Source organism: Bacteroides sp. ET336 (assembly GCF_024733815.1).
GTDB classification, from domain to species: Bacteria; Bacteroidota; Bacteroidia; order Bacteroidales; family Bacteroidaceae; genus Phocaeicola; species Phocaeicola cellulolyticus.
The window spans coordinates 34,353-54,734 of sequence record NZ_JANRHK010000010.1 but is presented as its reverse complement, the minus strand read 5'-3'; the positions used below and the strand labels follow the sequence as shown (position 1 = coordinate 54,734).

The window sequence follows — 20,382 nt, the reverse complement described above, 5'->3', positions numbered from 1 at the left end:
AAATGACATACGATATTAACGCTACTTTGGAAAGGTTAGAACAGAACCTAAAGCAACTTGATTCTGCAAGAAAACAAGTTGAAAACACTGTTCAAGCAAGTGAAGGACTGCAAAATGCCGTTGCTGGTTATGTCGCTTCAATCAATTCTCTTGTTAAAGAAATCAAAGAGTGGGAGAAACAATTAGAAGGAGCACAGGTTGGAATTTCAGAAGAAGTGCAGAAGTCAGTGGGTAAAATGACCTCTGCTTGCGAGAATATTACGTCTAGTTTCACATCTTCAGTCGATGCTTCTTTGCAAGAATTTACCGAGCAGAATAACTTGCTATCTGAAAGGGTCGAAGAACTTAGCGCTCTTCGTGAAGAGATAAAATCAACCACAAAAGAGATTCAAACCATTAAAAAGTTTCTTTTTGACATTTCCAAAGATTTGAAAGAATCTCAAAAGGGGCAAGATAATGCCATTGCATCAATCAGTCAAAATGTTGATGACCTTCCCTCAAATATTAAGGAACATGCTGATAGCATTACTACGAAGTTGAATCAATGGAATCAGGAGCTGAAAAAGTTAATAGATGATATTTCTCCAAAGATAAAATCTATTGAAACAAAAGTTGATGCAATTACCAATATAATTAATTGTATACAGACTTCATGCAATACCATTAAAAGTTCAACTGATAATATAATTAACGAGACTAAGAATTTGCAAAATGAATTAGCGACTTCTTCTGAAGCTACGACGAAAGCAATTAACATCAATCGTTGGATTATTATTGCTGGTATCATTATTATTGTTGCTTTGCATTTCATTCGTTAAATAGTAAGCTGTAATTGTATGCACAATCGTCCTATAGCTAAACTCATTAAATGGTTTGTCAAACGTGAGAAAGGCAAATTAGTTGATGCACGTATCCGAAATACAACGACGTTTTGCTTATCTTGATATGAATGACCAAAAGAAAATCCTTTTATTGTTCCTATTTTCCGGTAAATTAAAAAGAACCAAAACAACTAAAATCTAAAATATTTATGAACTCACGTAAAAAATCTATTTTAATCTATTTAGGTGGTATCATAACGGGTATCATTCTTACTTTTGCATTTTTTTTCTTTGTAGCATTAGGAAATACAAACGGAACGCCATCTGACAATAATGTCGTTATGTTTGAAAAGCCACAGCAAGAAATTAATGTCCATTCCTTTGAGATTATGCAAGTACTTCCAGATGGGAGTGCATTGGCAACGGTAGAAGATATTTCTAATATAGGAATGATTGTTTTATTCCTTGCTGATAAAGAAATTTCATATTATGATAATCAAAAAATAGATGTTCCATCAGACAAACGTGTAATGCAAGTAGGTACTTACAAATACATCTCGCGTAGTGAAATGGAGAAAACTGTTCCGATTGTAGAAATTATGGATAAGTAAAAACTCTTACCATATAAGGTAATATTTAGTAAAAGAACTACCTGTTTCCATAGAGAATACGTAACAGGTAGAAAATCACCTATATACAAATTTATCTACTTGTCTTAGAACTTCGAATGACGAAGCCTAATACAAGTGGATTTATTTTTGAAAATACGAGAGGGAAAGATACATTATGTTGCCTTATTAAATTAGGCAGTCAGGAGCTATTCTTCAGCGCCTGAATTTATTACTATAAAGAGACTATAGATTTATAATCCCCAAATCGGTTATTATGATTGGGGGTTATAAAAATTTCAGTCATCATAATTTCTACCCCAACGATTGGGCTCAGGATTGTTGTCATAGGGGTAAAAGCCTTCTTTTTCAAATTCAACTACTTGTCCCAATTTGGGATGTTTGCATAATATAAAGCACTCATCTCCCTCTTCATCTTTACATGTAGCTACTGTACTTTCATTATTTCCGAACATAAAATCAAATGGGCGAGACCTTCCTATTTCCTTTGATATATAAACATAGGAATAGTATTCATACGAAGAGTGCTTCTTATCTTGTGTTAGAAATCTTAACGTCTTTCCTTCAGCATCAAGCCATTCGTCAGCGACACGAATTCCACCGTGATAGTAACAAAAATCACTAAGTCGTTGGCTTTCTATTTCTATTATGGTTGCTTTCATTTGTATATTTTTAGTTATCATCAGAACTTATAAAGAATAAGGAATAGGGCTATTGGTTATCAGTACCCTAAACCTTATTCTATATAACGTCTATTATTGATAGAACAAAGGTAGGTGTTTTTCAGCAATTAATAACATGAGTTCTGAAATAAATTCATCACTATTCCCAATCTCATAAGAATATTCCATTATCTTCCTCGATGAAAGTGAGTCTCTTCTTGTGCGACAGTTTCCATTTTCTGTTCCTGTTTTTCAGCAATGGACTTGACATCAGCAGTGGCGTTATCAGGCAATCCGTAACGGGTGATGTTCTGTCTGACTTCTTCAGCAGTGACTTTACGCATCACATCATAGGTTCCTCCAACAGACGGGTTATATACCACGGCATAGTGTTCGTTCTCCACCAACAGGTCATCTCCACGGTATTTTGTAGGAGACAGGTAAGTGTTGGACATGTCTATGGCATCACCGGCATCGTACTCAATGGCTTCCTTCAATAGTGCCTCATAATCGCCCTTTTCTTGTAGCTTGTCAAGTCTGTCTGTGTCTTCACCCATTTGAAGGTAGGCTATAGAAGCATAGTACACAGGCTCTTGGCTATTACTTTGGACTACTTCTATGTTTTGTTCCTGGTCAATTTTCTGTTGCATGGCATCAATACATTTTGTAATCATACTTGATGCCTTTTTCACATCTGTCAGTGTAGTTTTGATGAATTCCGGAGATTCATTCAAGCTGTCAAGCCAGCTTTTGAGGTAGCTGGCACTGTCTTCTTTCAGATGCTTGGTCATACCATAGCGTTGTGCAACGAGGGCTGCACTTAGCTCGGCCACAAGCTCTTCCCGGGCATATTCCTTACTACCAAAGGATGTCGGCTGTAGTCTTCCCAACTGATTTTCTGCTCCTGTGGAATGGGCCATTTCATGCCCCAGGTTGGTATAGAATGACTCACCATCCTTGAACTGCTTTTTCTCAGGAACGACAATCTCATTCTTCGAAATGCTGTAGTAGGCACTGTCTCCGTAAGTAGGCTTGATAGGGCAGATCCATTCGTTATCCTTTATTATCCGGTCGATAGGAGCAAAGGAAAATTCTTTACCTTCAGATTGTGGACTTATCTGTTTTCCTGCATCAGCAAGTTTCTTATATAAATCAGGACGAGCTTCCTGAAGATTGGTCTGGGCCACATTGAACACGTTATATACCTGAAGCTTCGGATAGACGTTGTAGCCTTTCTTTTCCTCCTCACTTAGCTGTTTATACTCATCGTATTTAATTTTCTCTTTTGTCTCTTTATCGACAACAGTGAATGTCGTGATGAACACCGGGAAACTCTTTTCTCCTTTCAGGATGGAGACCTTTGGTAGTTCCTGACCATTATTATCTTTTATCGGCTGACGTACTCCCTGTTTGTCTTTGGTGTAGTTCAGACCGGCCACACGGTCAAAAGTACAGAATACAGGCAGTTTATATCCCTGTTTCTCACAGTGCATCATGAGTAAGAGTGCATTCATTCCATTGTATTCGCGGCCAGAAAGATTTCTCGGCCAGGAGATGGATTTATCTGTAAACCAAGGCTTCTTCCAGTCATTCTGCAAAGTCTTGATTTTCTCAATCATCATCTCTGCGAATTTATCCAAGGCCTTATCTTCACTGCTACGGCCATCTGAATTATAAATCTTTTTACCTGTCATAGTCATTAGTGTTGGTAAGAGTTAGAGCTTTTCTCCCAAAGAGAGCATTCGCTTATGCGGCATGTAAGGTCAAGTCTGTTATTGTACACACCTAATTCCAATTCCCCCTTAGCATTGATTCCGGCTTTGGGTTGCATCCATGCTTCTTTTCTTTTGTCGAATTGCATAAAGCGTACCCAAGTATAGGTGTAATTATCTCCATCCTTTTCGCTACTATAAGCGGAAAACACCGTAAAGGACTTACCACTTTTAGTTGTCTTGTCCTCAATTTGTTTGCCTAAAGTACCTCTGAACTCCATTGTACCGTTAATGCCGTCGTTATTGCTTGCATTGAATGTGTTAATGCCAGTTGCAGACAGGTTAAGGTATAATGCTTCTCCCTTTTTGTGAAACATTAGAATACCGGCTACTTCAATGTGAGTCCCAACTTGAATTGGTGGTAACTCAGATAGGCTGTTGCAGGTCTTGGCCACACTGATTTCAACTGTCTTGTTAATTCCTGATTTTGCCGGAATAACTATATTAATACCGAATGATGCGAACTGCGTACCTTCTTTGTTAGCACGCATTTGTGCCTGGCGGGAAACGGTGCCACACACGGTTACATTACATTTAATCATAATAAAACGAATTGATTGTTATACTTAAAAAGCAAATTATTTCAACTGTACAGACTCCTGTCTGCCTTGTTGGTTCTCCAGATTGTTCTGATAGTTTTGTGACATCTGCAGCGTGACCACGGCAGAGTTAATAACAGAGGCGATGCTACGTCGTTTCTCATCATCGTTCATCATGGTACTGCCAAGTGTCTGTTGGATCTTGTTTATTTCTGCATTACTCAGTTCTCTGTTGAGTTGTACAACTCCATTGTCTGCATACAGATTGGGTTTACCATCATGCAGGCTTATGGTGCAGGTCTTATAGAATGGGAGGATAGGAGTAAGGTCTATGCTTTTACTGACAGCTGCATCAGTGGCCTTCTGCATCTTTTCCTCCTCACTTGACTTGTCTATCTGGAGGGCAAGAGCCATGAGTGAGGTGAACATAGTCATGGCCATCTCTATTACAGGATCAGCTATAGGCATATTCACCCCACTGTCTTCAGAGGACAGAATTTTCTTCATCCACTCATCCGGACTCATGGCTGTATCTGGCTGCACATTGGCATCGGATTTACTCGCACTCTTGTATTGCGCAGTCAGATCTTTTCCGTTACTGAGAACCTGTAGTGAGATGTTCCCTTTTTGTGAAATCTCAGCAAGATATGCAGCCGGGTCAATATCTCTTTTTGTTCCATCTGTGGATATGGATTTAACTCCAAAATGAAGATGTTCACCAGTAGTCCGATACCCAGTGTTTCCTGAAATGCCAAGCTTCTGTCCGGCAGCAACTTCATCACCGACCTTGACGGATATACTGTCCAGATGCATGTAGGTACATTGATATATGCTGCCATCGTTTCTGTTGTACTCAACTGTAACAGACCGTCCTCCGTTTGTATTAGCATTGCTGTTCACGTTGACAACTTTTCCTTTATCTTCTGTTGCAAGGACTGCCTCATGATTTGTCTGAATGTCAATCCCTTTATGCAACTGGGACTTACTTGCGTCCAAAGGATCCTTTCTTGTACCAAAGGGAGAAGTAACCAGTATAAATTCATCTCTTTTTAACGGGAAGGAATATTTCTTTTCTTCAGTATCCTGCACGGAAACATCATCTGATGTGGCTTGACGGGGATTATCAGTTGTTCCAAAGGATTTACCCTCTGCTTTCATCTCCTGCATTACCATCTGGTCATATTTTTGCAATCCGTTCTTCTCGATAATATTCTGAAGGGTTGCTGCGTATTGTTTGCTTGACGCATATCCTGCATCCTGTAATCCGTTTGTCCATCCTTTGTAGTCATCAGGAGAGAGTTGGAACAGCTCGGCGTATCTTCCGTTCCTTTTCAGGAACTGAGAATGATGCTCATAGGAATCTCCAACATTCGCATACTGGCAAAACTTTTCGTTTGGACGGTCATCGGTATATACAAGATATTTGCCTCCATTCTCAATCCAGCTGGAGGTGGCTTTGATCCCAAAATGGTTGTTTCCCTTACGGGACAGTTCACTCTGGCCACTGGCACTTTCGCAGATACCCTGTGCAAGCGTGACAGAGGCAGGTATGCCATATCTGCGCATCTGTTCCATGGCATACTCTGCATATTGTTGGATATATTCTTGATTCTTTGACATTGCGGTTACATGTTATCTGTGCATTCTTGAAACCTTGCTCTCTTCCTGATTGTCGGGTTCATTTTTCTGTTTTTCAGTAACGTCTTTTTCTTGCCTGGGAGTTTCCAATTGGTCACAGATGGCAATTCGCTCACCGGCACGGATCAGTTTAGGAAGGTAAACATCGAGCGCATGGTGAGGAAACCCTGCTATCATAAGAGGTTTTCCTTCAGCATCTTTTGTGTGATTGCTTTTGCTGAGCGTGATTCCAAGTATTTTGGCTGCTTTCTCTGCATCGTTGCTGTAAGTTTCATAGAAGTCTCCACATCTGAAGAGCAAAATTGCATCAGGATGCTTCGATTTTAATTCATAGAATTGCTTCAGCATCGGAGAGAGCTCAGCGGTTACTTTTGTTTCAGTCTTAGGACTTTCATCCTTGCTCTTATTGCCCTTAGATTCGGATGGCCCATGAGATTCACTCTGTCTGCTCTTCTCTTCGGTCTGTTCCTCATATACTTCCGTTTGCTGATTTGGATTTTTTGACTGAGTCTCCTGTTCTGATTTATCCGTACCTACTGCAACAGCATCTGTACGGTCCTTACGGAGCACATCGGCAAAAAGACTTGCTGCAAGATGTTTCTTGTAATCTTGCATATCTTCTGCCAGCCACATACGTTGCCATTGCTGTGGACTTACTTCACGGGCTGTCAATTTCTCACCGTTGACTGTGGGCATACATAATATCACACTGGGAGTACTCTCAGTACCTTTGGTCTTGAATATATTCACACGGTCTATCCTTGCGAGTTCTTCTGCTGTTGCATCACTTTTGAAGAGGTCAATCTTAATGTCCGGACTGTTCTGGGCGGCCATATAGTATTTTTGGGCCATATCCTGACGTACTTTTTCTGAAGTTTCTTCGTCACCTTGCTTTACAGTGGTAAAGAAAAGGTTAAGATCTGCCTTCTCGGGGTAAACGCTGAAGCTCTTTTCATTTTCGGGCTTCAGATAAAGTGCCCATTTCCCTTCGTCATTACGCAACATGAGTATCTTTTCAAAGTCTATGGCACCGGAGCGTTTGACGGCATCGGACACATCAAGTAATGTAAGGGTCTCCAGATTCCACTTGTTCATGCGGTTCACGGAAACTTCCTTGCCGTCAAAGAAACTGTCATCGGGACGATACCCCATAGAACCATCTACGTTGTAGAATGTAACCGTTTCATATCCCTCTTTTTGAAGTGCATGTTCGATACGGCCTTTGTTCATTCCAGGAATCTCATTCTCGACTCCTAATGAAGCTCCAGATGGGAGAACCACATCAGCCATTTTCTGTTCAGGTTCTTTTATAACCACGAACTCTTTAGTATCAATATTGGGCAACGTCTTGATTTCATCGGCTACATAATAGTGTTTTGGAAGAATGTGCTTAATATCTGCTATCTGTTTCTGTAGGACTCTGTTGTTGAGTTCTACTTTCTCACCACGTTCAGCCTTATGAACCATATCTATAGCGTTGTTTACGTCTCTCTCCAGAATATCTGGCAGATGCGGGTCTTCTTTCAGCTCTCTGATCCAATAATCGGTCATCTTCATGCTGTCCGGAGAGAGTTTAGCTGAGATACCCAACTCCTGCAGCTTAACAGCTGAAGCTACTTCCACAACCAGCCTTTCCTGCTTCACGGCATCCTCTGAAATCTTGTCGTTCTTGACTACCATTCCTTCACGGGCGAGCCTCTGTTGGTGTCCTGTTGCAGATATAAGCATGGATACTGCATCACGGGCATAGTCTTCATAATATTCATAAGATGAAGCAGGTGGCAGGAAGACAATATCCTTCTTGCTGTCGTAATGCGCTACACCTGTAGTATCAGTGCGTATATCAACCAAATTTTTTCGTGACTGTTCCAGAAGATTTTCGACACCCTGACGGATTTCATTCGAAGCTGACTCTATATCTGTACGGTCTTTCAGAGGACCGGTCTTTTTTACTACTGTATCAAATGTTGTTTTATCAACCATAGGGAGTGTGGTCTGCTCGATATTGAAAAGTGAGCGGACTTCACGGTTTCTGATTCCTTTATAATCCTCTTGCTTGTCAGCTGGCAGTGCTTGATAGTCTGAGCGACTGATTTTCTCTTCAGGATTATGTTTGTTTACATACTCATTCCAATTATACCAGAGAAAAGGTACTCCCTTTTCTTTGGTCTGGACAGATTCACCGCGTTTCTTTGCTTCAGAAAAAAGCGTATATTGATTTGTTTTGTATCCATTCTGGTCGCTGTGCATTCCCAATATGATAGCATTGAAAGCAGAAATCTGCAAAGGCTTCAGATATAGTTTCGGTGCTTTGCGACCATCGTTGTCAAGCCACATTCCTCCATTTTCTTTGGCTTTATTGAAAGCATTCTCAAACAGCTCAACCTGACGTACTATTGCCATTTTCTCTTGTTGGTTCTTCTCTTCCATAAGTCTGATTATTATATTGTTATCCTTTTATCTTTGTGCAAGTGGTCTTGCTACTGTTTGCCGTTCGCTTGCTTCGTAGTTTTCAGAAACAATCTTACGCATCTGGTCATTCTTGGCCAGTATTGCATTTGCAAGTGTGTTGAGAGGTAAAGCTCCCTGCTGATAAGCATCCACAACTTTATCCGGCAAAGTGATGCTGCAAGGAACCTTGTCTATTGTAGCAATCAGACAGTTGGACCTAATCTGAGGATTGACAATCCGGGGATTGAGCGGTTCATCAGGATAAACCCGATAATTCACTGGGCTGTTTCCTGCTTCAGGGTGCTGATGTGCTTTGAAATCATCCAAAGTCTCATGCCCGGCCTTGTTCAGCAGATTGAGTCCTCCCATACCGATAAGTATCATTTTCAGGATTGGATTCTTGACAAACATGCCTGTAACGATACTGGCAATAGGCATCATATTGTCCTTCAGATTGATTGACTTTGTTTTTCCCGTGAAGAGTCCTACAAGCATGTCAGGTAGCATGGCCAGTACATATCCGATATTGTGTCCAATGTCGCTAATGCCATTGAGTCCGAAAGAGGTCAGCAACCCTTGCCATCCGTCCATATTGGTCTGTTCCGGCTTCGGGGAGGTCTGTTCTTCTGTTGGTTGTTCCTCTTCGACCGCTTCTTCTTGTTCCGGTGCAGTCTCTGCTGATGAAGTCTTAGTCTGTGGCTTTTCTTCTGACTGCTTTTTCATTTTCTCCTGGTCTTGTCTATATTGTTCCTCGCATCCCGGGCGCACTATTGAAGGTATGTCTGAACGGTCTTCCTGTTTGTCAGAGAATTTAGATAACAGGAAGTCACCGCCGACCCATGTGGCCGCTGTTTTCCAACCGCCACCGGCTCCACCCATACATGCGAGATCAGTTACGGATCCGAGAATTATACCTGTGTTCTTTTCCCACGCAGATGGGTTGTATCTCTTTTCGGCTTCTGTATCCATATGATGTTCTAATGGTGATTTTGCAACTTCCTGGGGGAGATAAAAGATGGTGTTAGTTGCTGCCTTCTTTAAGATGTATTCAATGGATGAGCGTGGAATCTTATCCTGAATCATCTTGTCTATCATCTTTTTCTCCATGGCGGAATCAACGGTGATGTGCTGGCGTTGAAGTTCTTTCTTGACCATTTCAATATAATCTTCAGCCGTTTTCGAGTTCCATTCACCTGTGTAACGCAAAGACTGCATCTGTGTCTGTCTGGCAGACATTCCACCATCAGGACCAATGGCACTGGCCATCAATCCTGCAAATGATGAGGTGTGCTCTTTAAGCTCTGCTGCCATCTTATCTTGCAGTTCATTCCGGACCTTGTTCATGATTGGAATGACCTTTTTCCTGAATATTCTATCTTGTTCTGACTCTGCCATGAGTTGCTGTTTTATATGATTGATAATTTATATGCCCTTTATAGATTTATCTGGTTGAGTAATTGCTCGCGTGTCTGTTCTATGGCATTGTGATATACTTCCATCTGTTTCGGGAAATATTCTTCCAGCCATTCATCCTTTTCAATGTTTTCATTGATAAACTTGATAGCCAGCTCACGTTCAATCTCTATCGCAGCTTCTCCTTTCTCACTACCATTGAACCATGCTTTCGTCCACCATCTGATACCGGACTTATCCGGATACACGCTCACCATACGGGGAATATCGAAGCTTTGAACATCAATATCGAGCTCTGCCAATGGATCAATAAGTCCACTGGTTGCTATGGCAAGTTCTTGTGCTTTTTTTTTTCGTGATCACTTAAACTGGAAAGGAATATCTGATGACGCAGGGCAAGATAGTTCAGGAAATCACCGATAAGCAGATTCTGTACCCGTTCTGCAATCGGTATACTTCGTGCGCCCATACCCAATGGATTGGCCATACTAGGGATGGTTTCATAGAAGTAATTTTTTGTAGCCGACAGTGAGAGAATATTTCTCAAAGTGAACTGTGTATGTTCCGGCAACGTGTAGGCTCCAAGACTGATGTCTTTCATGTAGTCCGGAAAAAAACGCATCATCAGATTCTCTATCTCCTTGCTGTCTTTGTCATACATGGTTCTGACATCCATATCCAGTGTCACAAATTGTGGTACTGCACCAGGTTGTCCGTTCTGTTCCATGACTTTCAAATTACTGTATATCATGGTCAGGAACTCCAGAGGATTAAGCTCTTCTCCTTTATACTTGACCTCCATGTGGAGTATTTCCCCACTTACGGCAATAACCTGACCGGCCTTGACTTCACTTCCGTAGTTGCCAAAAACATTCGAGAGGTGTGCGTATTTTACCTCGTAGTCTCCATAGCGTGTCACCTGATAGATACCATGTACGGCATCATTCCCAAGTCCAGTGATCTTTCCTGTTGCAACTGCTGAAAGAAGATAATGGTTGGCCTTGAAATCCACACCATGATGAAAAAAAGGTTCCCCTGTATGCGGATGTTTCTGTTTACCGTAGCCAAGACTCATCTGTACGTCACGGCCTTTTTCTTCGTAGGGCATACAGTATCCGCTGTCCGAACGAAGAATCATTTCCTGTGTATATTGCATATTATATCTGTTTATAAATTTTACTATCATCTCCGTCTGCCGCCACCAGTGCCTTGCGCAACCTCCGACTGTTGACTTTCGTCTTGACTTTGTGCAGCAGGTCGTTTCTTCTCACTGGCAAGTGCCTCGTTCATATTTACATTATTTCCTATCATCATCATGGCAAGCACAGCTCCAGCTATCTTGCCCATCCATCCGAATCTTCCGAAAACAAGTAGTGCAGCCACTACAAGTCCGATGAGACTCAGACTGGAAACATTCCCTTTACCTATATTGCTGAAAAAGTTCCCCATCATGTTTCCACCGTTCCCAGAGAAAACACCTTGTAGGAACTTGCTCATACCGCTCCATTTGCTGTCTGCACTGGTGATGGCATCATTGACATTTTCAGTGAGACCAGTTACAGAGTCTTTCACCTCTTTCATACCTTCACCGATATTCGAAACCGTATCTCCAATCTTTTGTGTCGTTTCTTCGCCAATGACAGCATCGCTGACAATACCCACTACGCTTTTGTCTGTAGTCAGTTTCTCCCAACCGATGTAGCCCAGGCTTCCACCTATGGCCGCAGACTTGGTGGCACTTCCTAATCCTTTTAGCGTTTGCTGTGGATGTACTACTGCACCCCCTGCCGATTTAGCTACAGCTTTTATAGCTCTTCCTCCCAAGCTGACTGCTGCTTTCAATAATGCTCCCCAACCCATACTTAAAGTTTGATTGTTAAATTGTTATCCTGAATTATCTTTATACCTGAATACTTACTTTGGCTTTGCGTTCCTCTTCCATCTTTCCTTGCATTTCTGTACAATATTGGGCTTGTCCACCTCACTTCTACCATTGTAGTCTATCTCCGCCCATATGTCAGAGAGTGAAGTATATTTAATAGCTCTCGTAAGCCTTTTGAGCTTTTGATTCATGAGTTTAAGTTTCGGACGGATGGAAAAGAGAACTTCCAGTCGTTCCTTCTCTGTCATCTTGGTATCGGAGAGGCACAGTTGCCGGATGTCATTGACTATATCAACACTATTCATGATAAGTTCTCTATAGATTTTATTCCTGTTTGAAGACAATGCTACTGCCAGGGCATTTCCTGTCTGGTGCTGGATCTGGTCATTAAAAGTTCCCAGGTGTTTCACGAGTCGGTCTATTTCATGATAGAATCCATATATCTGTGCCGCATAACTGATGATGCTATGAAAGTTATCCAAATAAGTGTTGAACTCCTTTTGCAGGTCAGTCACTCCTTGTACTTCTTCCTTTATCCACAGATGACCTGTAGATTCCAGAAGCATCATTTGTTCCTGCTGCTTCAGTTCTTTTTCTGCCTTATTTGTGTATGCCAGAATCATTCCGGCCAAAACAGGGTCGTTGCCCTGAGCCCGGAGAAAACTCCCACCCAGCCCTTCAAAAGGGAGGGTGAGAGAAATAAGCATGGCAAAAAACAGCAATAAGCGTTTCATTGTGTTATCCTGATAATCTTTTATGGTGTTACTATTCGTGCGCATCTATGCCACCTGTCCAAAGCTTGACCGCCAATCTCAGCGGTGTTCCTGTCTATCATTCCTGCAGTGGCTCTGTTCCATACATCGGCCATTGTGTAATAACGGATGCTGATGGAGAGCTGTGAAAGTCTTTTGTTGAATTGTGCCAGACGGTCATTCAACTCCCAAAGAATCTTACTGCGTTCCGCACCCGTAAGCATATTGCTTGCTCCACCTTTGGCTACGGCATCTTTCAGGATGCTGTATACAGTGATGAGTTCAGTCGCTGTTTCGATATAAAGGTTATTCATACTCATTGTGGCCATTATCCCTTGTGGATTCTGTGATATGGCTTTCTTCAAATCACAAAGACTGATGAATATCCTTACACCGTCATCATAGAGATGACTGCATGCTTTAAGTGTGGAGGCATAGCCAGACACGGTTTTCAGGTAGCTGTTGTACTTTCTCTCCCATTGCTTTATCTGAGTGAACTCTGCCGCAATGGTATTTTGTAGTAGTGCCGTCTTCTGCTGGTCTTCAATCTGATTCTTGATTTGACCGTTGATAAGCTCATTACCTTCAGCTAATGCCACATATTCCATCGGATTGCTGGAAACCAATTGGGCACGACCTTCAAGACGGAATAGGAACAAGGCCAAAGCAATGGCCGAGATAATCATCCATCTGCTGTCGTAAGCAATGCCTTTGGAAGTCTTGGCTTCTGACGATATATTATCTGTTCGTGATTTCATAGATACCTTTCCTTTGTTTGTTATACTCAACTCGTTCACGGATAATTCCTACAACATCAATGCGCTCCTTGATTCCAAATATGTCCAGTTTGGGATTGGAACGGTCTCCGCTGAAAATCGAGACAGTCTTCAATCCGAACAGCTGTTCCACGATACCACGGTTTTCACTGAAGTCAACCACCCTGTAGAGTTCAATGTAGTCACTCTTCCTGATAAGTACACCATGTTGGATAATCAGTTGTTCGGATGTGATGATATAGCTCAGTTTGTGTAGATAAAGACAACCGTAGAGCATGATGCACGTCATGATTGCCCCGAGTACCACAAAAGGCATCTTATAGGTGATGCTTTCGTGACCGGCTGCCAAGAACAGGGCACAACTGATAAGAAATGCCATGCCTTGTGAGATAATGTATTGCGCCCAGTGAGGGTGCAATGTGATTATGCTGAACCGTCTGTTTGAGTCTGTCATATCATTTATCGTTTTAGTCCGCTCTTTTTGGTTTCTTCATTTTCTTCTTCTCTCTCTTCAGTGAGAGAAACACCATTTTCGTCAAAGGCTGTCTCAACGACATCGGTCATTGAGTATTGTTTCTTTTCCAACAGTTCATCATTAAAATCCTTATAGCCTTCAGACGGCAGTTCACGTACTATTCCTATTGGATTCAGGTCTTGTCCGTCCTGCACATGGAGCTTTTGAAACAGGGCCTGTTTAAACTCCTGATAGGCTTTGTTCATCCTGTCAGCCGCTTCCTGCTTGTCTTCCTTACACAGAAAGGGAGAATAATGGTATTCCCATGCCTCATTTCTTGCTGTGTCATAAGCGAGGTAAAGCTTCTGTAGTCCTTCAGGGAGTTCCACATATCTGTCATCGTCAATATCAAGCAGTTCTTTGGTAGATGTGATACCTTCCTTGAAACTTTCAATGAAGCCTTTCATGTCCGATGAGACTGATTCAGGGTGCAACGGATTCATCTTTTGTACGATGGATTCAAAGTTGAAGACGAACTGTTTTCCCGCCAGGTCATTGTCAAAGCCAAGATGGAAAGTAGCATAGGGAGCAGCCTTGACCACTCCCTGTATCTGCCCGTAACTGGGATTTCCTCCGGTGGAGATAAATACGGCTGACTTCAGCTCCTGTCTTGCTTTGTAGTCCAGTCCGGAGTCTTTCTTCATTCTCAACTGGTAGAATGCCATGGCATCGTATGCACTCTCAAACACATATACATCTTTCGCATCTTTCAGTTCCATGTCTTTCGGACTTGCCATCCACAGACCTTCACTTGCATTTGTACCGGCTGCCATACCTTTTCGTGCAGAGCCATCCTTACGTGGACAGCCTCTTTCTTCCAAACCGACACATTTCTCAGGATGCCCCGGTATATACATGGGAAAAGAAAGGTTCTTATAACTTGCTCCATTGTCTGCGGCCTTGGAAGCAAGAAAGAAGTTACGGTGAAAAGCACAACGTGTAGCAAAATCGATTCCTCTTGACTTGAAGAAAGCATAAAAAAGTTTCTGAGAGTCAGCTTCATCAGGATGAAAACGCTCAATCTTATAATCTTTGATATTGAAAGGCTTTGCATCACGGGTAGGAGCAAGCACATTCTGGTTACGTTGCTCCACAGGAATATTCAATAGCCGTTGACAGACTTTGTGAACAAGAGCAGACTCTTTCATTCCTTGATTGTATTCAGGAAAGAGGTTAGGATGTTCCCAAATGAAGGATGTGACAGAATACAGTTTTATCGTTGGAGGTTGGAAACAACAGTTCTTATTGGGCATGACAATAAATTTGTCACCCCTGATTCTGCGTCCATCATTATCCAGACGTACATAGGCAGGATAGCGCAAGCCGTCCCGCTTGTGAAGCGTATAACCTGCATCCGTCAACACGTCTCTGATATTAAGACGGTTGCGATAGTCTTCAAATTTCTGCTCTTCGTTCATTGTGTTCTATGATGATTAAGTATTATCTGCCATGTCCTAAGCCGACTCCATGCTCAGCTGCATTGAGTCCGGCATCAAATGCTCTTGAAGCAAGATCCTGCGGTGAGTCCACACCTCCTTTGAAATAGACATGTGGCCCTGGTGCATGATGATGTTCAACAAACACGGCTGGAGGATAATGGTCTCTTCCGAGTTCTCGCATAACAGTAAGACCTGCAAGTAGAGCACCTCCAATCATGGCACCTATATTCCTTCCATGTCCCGGCGCATTCTTCATGTCTACTTCGTCAAAGATTTTAGAGAAGAGTTTCATGCGATGATAGTCATCTACGGCCATGAACTTTTCATATTGCTTTTGGCTTATCTCGTGACTGATGCTTTCGCCATTGATAACAGCGGTCATACGGAACATAGCATTGCCTTTTTCGTCTTGCTGGATTTCTCCTTGCTCGTTTCGTACAGGCTCAACTCTGATGTCGTCCACCTGTACCTCACGTCCGTTTCTTCCTTCCCGAAACCAACCTTTATCTTGGTTTATGTCATAAAGGCTGTTGCCATCCACATGGGCTACGCTTCGGTCTTCCTGCTCCGCAATGACATATTCATTTCCCTGAGTAAGAGGAAACGCATGTTCTGCCACTACTTCTTGTCTGGCATTCAGTTCTGTTTCCACTTCAGGAGTAAGATTCAGGGCTATCTGTTCATTGGAATTGAGCATGTCTATCGTCAATCTATCTGAAAAATCATTTTTGATGACGTTGTTGATGATGTCTAGACGGTTCTGTACAGGTACATTCTTGATGGAATTGTCTGTAAGCCGGGTAACTTCTTCATCCGTCAGGTCGTAAACAAGTTCATGTTGTGTGGCGGTCGACTGAATGGTCAGAGTCTTACTGTTGGTATCAATAATGACTCCATGAGAAGACAGACATTCCTGCCATTTTTCGTTACTGAAGTATACGTCTGAGGTGATAAGTTCCTTGTACGTTTTTGCCAGCTCCTGTGGACGGGTAGGTATTTCAACAGGTGGAATTACAGCTTCCAAACCTGCGAGTACATCCTGTGAGGGCTGCTGTGCCACATTTTGCTGTTCTCCTTTATAATAGAAGCCATAGCCTCCATTGAGTAATTCACCTGGTTTGATTCTTCCATCGGGACGTTCCGGAACCATAGGGGCTCCCTGCAGGAACATGGCACCACCGACACGGCGCATGTGGAAGCCTTCCTGATTGCGTGGTGTCCATCCTAAGAATCGTCCATGAAACGGGTCCATCATCATAAAGGCACGTTGTCTGTCCCACGGCAGTCTGCCGTATTCGCCAACACCAATCCGGTAGCCATGAAGTCCCATGGCTACACGACCGTTGGCATTACGGGCATGGACAAAGTCTCTCGGCATATAGAAGTCTTTCTTCACTAAATCAGCAAAGGTGTTATAGGCTTTTTTGCTAGCCGAGTTTGTACCCCAATCTGCCAAGTCTCTTATCTGTCTGGCACTGATATGATAGGTTAGGAGAGGTGAGTCATGCCCTTGAACAGCCAGAAGATAGTTTTCTCCTTGTCGGATGATATGTGCTTGCATACCGTTGCGACGGAGAATATCCTGCAGCTCAGGTGACAAATCTCTACCTACTGGTAGTGCATTTGATCTGATTGACATATTGTGATTGATTTTAAATGTTGATTATTCGCCAGTTTCAACAAGCTCGCCTTTCCATTCGATAAAATCTTCGGCTGATTCTTCGTTAACTACAAGGTTCCTTTCATTACAGAATTCGGTGTATTCTTCCTGCCATTCCGGTGAGTGGTGATTGATGTAATCGAGCCAACCGTATTCTCCACTCTGTACTTTCTGTACAAGCTCGTCTTCTGGATAGTATTTGATATTTGCCATATTGGATTTGTTATTGATGGTTGTTACATTGGTTTATCGTTGCATCATGCGCATACCTTGTTTCTTCTGCTCATTCCAGATTTCTTCAGAGTAGTCCTCCTCATGGATATAGTCAAGATTACCATTTTCGTCCATGGTCCAACAACCGAAAATACCGAAGTTGTATTTGTCCCATTCCCGTTTGGCTTCTCTGCGCCAAACTTGTTCATTACCTGCAGCGAGACGGATACCCGTATTTGAATTCAGATCGATACCGATGGAAATCTCATCATCGTCTTCAATGATAGAAAGGATTTCTCCGTTCTGCAGTTTCTGCATCTCAGCACCCGTAAGATGATAACGATCTGTAAGATATTGAATGTTCCTGCCTATGACAGGGGTTGGTACGCTCAGCACTTGTTTGCTTTCCTGGTCAAGCTGAAAGAAACATTTAGTACCGAGTTCGTTGCCAGACTCGTTGCTCTCCAAATGTCCGATAATTGGTTTGCCTGCAAGAAGGTTTTGCTTCTGCTGCTCATTGAATACTTTGAAATCATACTCGTCAAGCTTCGGAAAGAAGAGAATATCTACATTGCCTTCTGGCATTCTGACAAGGCAGAATCGTGTTCTTGCTTTAACTTCTTCACTATCATCTGCAGTGATATGGACAGGTAAGACTGGAGAATGCCGGCCATTGAGAATATTCTGCAAAACGTCTGTCGGCAGATCCTCAATCATCTCCTGTGTCAATCCAAAACGTTCGAGAATGCCGTAGGGCATTTCATTCTCATCAAAGTTGTAATTCATTTGTTACCTTTTTTTAATACATTATTATTTCTTCCATAACAGTATTTCATTGTCTTATGAAGAACTGTAATTGCTAATCCAGAAACAAAAATATAAGGTGTGATTAGAGAATCAGAAGAATGGGTATATCATGCCTTAAGTTTTATATATCATTATGAAAGAAGTATGATTTTTTGATTAAAATCATACTATTAGCATAAATAAAGTTAGAAAAATCACTTGAAGTATGTGAGTTTTATCCCATGGTAATAGAGATATGTAATTTTGTTTCATGGAAATTAGAAACATACTCATGATGGTACTTCTCTCATTGATGTCAGGTACCACAATAAAAGCTCAATTTAATACGGTTGGACGTTTGCATAATCACCAAATCCATAAGACTAAAAATCCACAAGAGATAAATACTTCTTCTCTTGCGGATAATCTGATATTGAAGGATTCTTTGAAGCATGATTCCATGAAAGAGCAAATAGCACGTTATATGAGTGTGAGCTATCCACTGTCTAAGATTAAAATCAATTCACCTTACGGCTATCGGAAAAATCCTTTCTCAGGCAAACGAAAATTCCACAATGGTTTGGATCTTCATGCAAGGAATGCAAAAGTTCTTGCAATGATGGCAGGCGAAGTGGTGAAGGTTGGGCATGATAGGGTTTCAGGTAAATATGTAATACTTAAACACGGTGATTTTATAGTAAGCTACTGCCACCTTTCACGCATACTTGCATATCAAGGTCAGTCAGTAAAGGCTGGAGAAATCGTTGGAATTACCGGAAGTACTGGTCGCAGTACAGGAGAACATCTGCATATAACCTGCAAGTTTAATGGAAATAGCATAGACCCGATGCTCATTCTCAAACATATAGAAGCCACCCGACAAAGTTGTGTGGCAGCCTTGACTGTATTGTAATGGGTTTAAAAGCAATAGACCTCTTTATACCATTGTACCCATTTCTGCAAGTCATAATCTTGCGTAGTTATAGCTCTCATTATATCATAGTTGGTGAAAGAACTGAACATTTGATTTCCGCAAGTCAATGCTTTGTATCTATTGATTGACTTATCCAACATGGTGTTTTTGGCATGATGGCATACCGAGAAAGTCACTGTATTATATGCCCCTTTTCCCTGCAACGCAAATGCAAGCATCTGATTCCGCCATAGTTGGTTAAGTCCATCTTTGAATGGGCAACCTTTAATATTTATTGAGCCTTGGAATTTATCCAAATTCTTCTTTAGAATATCCCAGTATTCATATCCGATTATATGATAATGGCATTTCTTAGGATTATGAGCAATGTCTATGAGTGTACATAGAGTGCAATTCTCTTTACATGAATTTGCTTCGCTCGTGTACGCTCCACAAATGGTAAACTCTTTTTCGCTCAGTTTATGCTCAATCAGCCACAGACATAATTTATCTTCATTGTTATAATAAGCAATGGCTACATCTGCATCAGTCCCAGCTCGTTTGGAGTGGTCATTCAAGACGCCCGTTCCTTGTTTAATATCTTGTCCCCAATATTCAAAACAGAACCCATGGAAAAGTTTGTTTCGTGCTATTCTACTAAAATCCGAAGGACATCCAGGAATTATAGGTAATATGCGGTCTGCATCTTTAGAGTGGAGTAAAGGCATGAAAAGGTTGATGCATGCAGTCTGAGAACTGACAGCATGATTTGCAAATTTATGGGGTTTATAAGCAAAATTGCCTTGTTGCATTTCCTCCAGCAATGGGACTATCGGCTTGTACAACATTTTCGGGAGAGGAGTTTCTTTTGGGAAAATCGCATCGTACTCATGTCCTCTATATAAACCTCTTTGGGTGGTAATATTTTTACGTTTCCAGTCTATGATGTGTATATAAATCGCTTCTTGTTCCGAAGTTAATTTGCTCGGAAGGTAGTATTTTATTCCTTTGATAGTCTTCTCCATCTTCAAATTATCCTTTTAATTCTGTTAGTTCTTGATCATCTATCGAATAGCATACTTTTATATTTTACAATATAATTGCTTTTATGTGATTTTAAAGTTCACGGAAATATTGACTCAAAAAGACTTCCTGATATTCATTGAGTTCCTTGAACTGGCTATGACGATTGACACCTATATTTTCAAGAGTGTCTAAAGATAATTTATTACCCATATACATCTCTGCTGTTGGAACGAGTTTATAACAGTTATTATCTGCTTTGAACGGAGCAATCCAACATGAGCTATCATTGCGAGTACAGTTTGTATCTACAACTTCGAGGCGATAGCGCACTTGATAATGACCTTTACCAATGAGATATAGATAGCATATATCACCAACCTCCAATTTTTTATTGCGAGATTTTTTCCAGTAGGCACATCCCAATGTTTGAATGCTCTTTACATGGTTAATCATGCTTTCTTTTCCTTTTAATAGAAATATGCGGATAGAATTCATA

Annotated in this window: 21 protein-coding genes; 3 read left to right on the top strand and 18 right to left on the bottom strand. The window is 41.6% G+C overall.

Going from position 1 to position 20,382, the window contains the following annotated elements; genetic code table 11:
• Positions 1 to 2 precede the first annotated feature (2 nt).
• Together NW213_RS10315 and NW213_RS10310 are read left to right on the top strand one after the other, a co-directional pair.
• Positions 3 to 818 carry a hypothetical protein gene (locus tag NW213_RS10315; RefSeq protein WP_175324242.1) on the top strand — a complete coding sequence of 272 codons (816 nt, stop codon included), beginning with the start codon at positions 3 to 5 and terminating at the stop codon, positions 816 to 818.
• Between the two features lie 212 nt (positions 819 to 1,030).
• The gene (locus tag NW213_RS10310) at positions 1,031 to 1,432 is read left to right on the top strand and encodes a hypothetical protein (RefSeq protein WP_175324243.1); all 402 of its coding nucleotides are present in this window, start codon (positions 1,031 to 1,033) and stop codon (positions 1,430 to 1,432) included.
• 296 nt (positions 1,433 to 1,728) lie between these two features.
• On the opposite strand, the gene NW213_RS10305 is transcribed toward NW213_RS10310, so the two are convergent.
• The 16 genes from NW213_RS10305 to NW213_RS10230 all read right to left on the bottom strand — a co-directional run bounded on the left by NW213_RS10305 (position 1,729) and on the right by NW213_RS10230 (position 17,947).
• Entirely contained in the window at positions 1,729 to 2,112 is a 384-nt protein-coding gene (locus NW213_RS10305) for a hypothetical protein (RefSeq protein ID WP_175324244.1), read from the bottom strand.
• 188 nt (positions 2,113 to 2,300) lie between these two features.
• Positions 2,301 to 3,806: an ArdC family protein gene (locus NW213_RS10300; protein WP_375338136.1), complete on the bottom strand. Its 1,506-nt coding sequence runs from the start codon at positions 3,804 to 3,806 to the stop codon at positions 2,301 to 2,303.
• Between the two features lie 5 nt (positions 3,807 to 3,811).
• The gene (locus NW213_RS10295) at positions 3,812 to 4,426 is read right to left on the bottom strand and encodes a hypothetical protein (RefSeq protein WP_211451901.1); all 615 of its coding nucleotides are present in this window, start codon (positions 4,424 to 4,426) and stop codon (positions 3,812 to 3,814) included.
• A 36-nt stretch (positions 4,427 to 4,462) separates the two neighbouring features.
• Positions 4,463 to 6,043, bottom strand: a complete 1,581-nt coding sequence (locus tag NW213_RS10290) for a glucosaminidase domain-containing protein (protein ID WP_211451903.1) — start codon at positions 6,041 to 6,043, stop codon at positions 4,463 to 4,465.
• A gap of 12 nt (positions 6,044 to 6,055) precedes the next feature.
• On the bottom strand, positions 6,056 to 8,491 hold the full coding sequence (locus tag NW213_RS10285; protein ID WP_211451904.1) for a zincin-like metallopeptidase domain-containing protein: 2,436 nt from the start codon (positions 8,489 to 8,491) through the stop codon (positions 6,056 to 6,058).
• Positions 8,492 to 8,518: 27 nt separating this feature from the next.
• Positions 8,519 to 9,907: a hypothetical protein gene (locus tag NW213_RS10280; RefSeq protein WP_211451906.1), complete on the bottom strand. Its 1,389-nt coding sequence runs from the start codon at positions 9,905 to 9,907 to the stop codon at positions 8,519 to 8,521.
• A 38-nt stretch (positions 9,908 to 9,945) separates the two neighbouring features.
• Entirely contained in the window at positions 9,946 to 10,227 is a 282-nt protein-coding gene (locus NW213_RS10275) for a hypothetical protein (RefSeq protein WP_018452583.1), read from the bottom strand.
• A gap of 23 nt (positions 10,228 to 10,250) precedes the next feature.
• The gene (locus NW213_RS10270) at positions 10,251 to 11,081 is read right to left on the bottom strand and encodes a M23 family metallopeptidase (RefSeq protein WP_022162486.1); all 831 of its coding nucleotides are present in this window, start codon (positions 11,079 to 11,081) and stop codon (positions 10,251 to 10,253) included.
• Positions 11,082 to 11,107: 26 nt separating this feature from the next.
• Complete coding sequence (locus tag NW213_RS10265; protein ID WP_258322709.1) at positions 11,108 to 11,785, bottom strand: hypothetical protein; 678 nt, start codon at positions 11,783 to 11,785, stop codon at positions 11,108 to 11,110.
• 54 nt (positions 11,786 to 11,839) lie between these two features.
• A complete protein-coding gene (locus tag NW213_RS10260) occupies positions 11,840 to 12,541 on the bottom strand; it encodes a hypothetical protein (protein WP_022162488.1) in 702 nt (233 codons plus the stop codon).
• A gap of 20 nt (positions 12,542 to 12,561) precedes the next feature.
• Positions 12,562 to 13,317 carry a hypothetical protein gene (locus NW213_RS10255; RefSeq protein ID WP_258322708.1) on the bottom strand — a complete coding sequence of 252 codons (756 nt, stop codon included), beginning with the start codon at positions 13,315 to 13,317 and terminating at the stop codon, positions 12,562 to 12,564.
• Positions 13,298 to 13,789 carry a PH domain-containing protein gene (locus tag NW213_RS10250; RefSeq protein WP_005939442.1) on the bottom strand — a complete coding sequence of 164 codons (492 nt, stop codon included), beginning with the start codon at positions 13,787 to 13,789 and terminating at the stop codon, positions 13,298 to 13,300. The genes NW213_RS10255 and NW213_RS10250 overlap by 20 nt, the downstream gene beginning before the upstream one ends.
• A gap of 5 nt (positions 13,790 to 13,794) precedes the next feature.
• Complete coding sequence (locus NW213_RS10245; protein ID WP_258322707.1) at positions 13,795 to 15,267, bottom strand: toprim domain-containing protein; 1,473 nt, start codon at positions 15,265 to 15,267, stop codon at positions 13,795 to 13,797.
• A 22-nt stretch (positions 15,268 to 15,289) separates the two neighbouring features.
• Complete coding sequence (locus NW213_RS10240; protein ID WP_258322706.1) at positions 15,290 to 16,927, bottom strand: hypothetical protein; 1,638 nt, start codon at positions 16,925 to 16,927, stop codon at positions 15,290 to 15,292.
• Between the two features lie 24 nt (positions 16,928 to 16,951).
• Positions 16,952 to 17,161 (bottom strand): hypothetical protein, encoded by a 210-nt coding sequence (locus tag NW213_RS10235; RefSeq protein WP_004312159.1) that lies wholly within the window; start codon positions 17,159 to 17,161, stop codon positions 16,952 to 16,954.
• A 33-nt stretch (positions 17,162 to 17,194) separates the two neighbouring features.
• Positions 17,195 to 17,947 carry a DUF4099 domain-containing protein gene (locus tag NW213_RS10230; RefSeq protein ID WP_258322705.1) on the bottom strand — a complete coding sequence of 251 codons (753 nt, stop codon included), beginning with the start codon at positions 17,945 to 17,947 and terminating at the stop codon, positions 17,195 to 17,197.
• A 271-nt stretch (positions 17,948 to 18,218) separates the two neighbouring features.
• Between NW213_RS10230 and NW213_RS10225 the strand changes: the two genes are divergently transcribed.
• On the top strand, positions 18,219 to 18,860 hold the full coding sequence (locus tag NW213_RS10225) for a M23 family metallopeptidase (protein ID WP_258322704.1): 642 nt from the start codon (positions 18,219 to 18,221) through the stop codon (positions 18,858 to 18,860).
• A 5-nt stretch (positions 18,861 to 18,865) separates the two neighbouring features.
• Here NW213_RS10225 and NW213_RS10220 read toward each other — a convergent pair whose 3' ends face one another.
• Both NW213_RS10220 and NW213_RS10215 read right to left on the bottom strand, forming a co-directional pair.
• Positions 18,866 to 19,885, bottom strand: a complete 1,020-nt coding sequence (locus NW213_RS10220; protein WP_258322703.1) for a hypothetical protein — start codon at positions 19,883 to 19,885, stop codon at positions 18,866 to 18,868.
• A 91-nt stretch (positions 19,886 to 19,976) separates the two neighbouring features.
• Positions 19,977 to 20,381: a hypothetical protein gene (locus tag NW213_RS10215; RefSeq protein WP_258322702.1), complete on the bottom strand. Its 405-nt coding sequence runs from the start codon at positions 20,379 to 20,381 to the stop codon at positions 19,977 to 19,979.
• Between the last annotated feature and the right edge of the window lies 1 nt (position 20,382).